The organism is Sphingomonas sp. 10B4 (assembly GCF_035019905.1).
Classification (GTDB): Bacteria; Pseudomonadota; Alphaproteobacteria; order Sphingomonadales; family Sphingomonadaceae; genus Sphingomonas; species Sphingomonas glacialis.
This window is the reverse complement of the sequence record NZ_JASJVC010000185.1, coordinates 1-600: the sequence shown is the minus strand read 5'-3', so window position 1 is coordinate 600 and position 600 is coordinate 1. Positions and strand designations below refer to the sequence as shown.

General features: G+C 60.0%; 1 pseudogene. It reads left to right on the top strand.

What is annotated here, in order from left to right:
- Window positions 1-359 (top strand): annotated as a pseudogene (locus QN347_RS19390) (recombinase family protein); the annotation flags it as partial.
- Between the last annotated feature and the right edge of the window lie 241 nt (window positions 360-600).

The following is a 600-nucleotide window of genomic DNA, read 5'->3' as shown; positions in this document are numbered from 1 at the left end:
TTGCCGTGCTGGGGGTCGCAGCGAGTTATGAGCGCCATCGTATCACCGAGCGCACCGCAGCCGGCAGGGTCCAGGCGAAGGCCCGTGGCGTCAAGTTTGGCCGACGTGCTGCCCTCACCCCTCATCAGCAGTCCGAGGCCCTACAGCGCCTTGCAGCCGGCGACACGCAACGCACTGTCGCCGCATTGTTGGGTGTGAGCCAAGCTACGATATCGCGGATCGCAATTCCTACCGTGCAGCGGACCACGGGAGCGCTTTCACCAAGTACAGAAGCATGGAGCCAAGCTGCGCTTGATGCGGGAAACCGAGCCGATTACGATCCAGGCTATGCCCACGAGATCGGAAAACGCCTGTTTTAAGCGGGCCAAAGAAAAAGCCGCCGGTCCAGAGGGACCAGCGGCTAAAGGCGAGCCAGATAGTATGGGGGGAATACCACCCGGCGGATTTCGCAAAAGTAATACGATCTAACGGCAGCGGGGTTCCAACGATTACGAGATCACAACACGAAAGTGCGTTTTACGTACGCTAGGCGCGAACGGCTGCTGAACGGCCGGGTCTGGTGGCTAGCGGACTGGCGGCTTCCGGAAATAGCTATAAGGA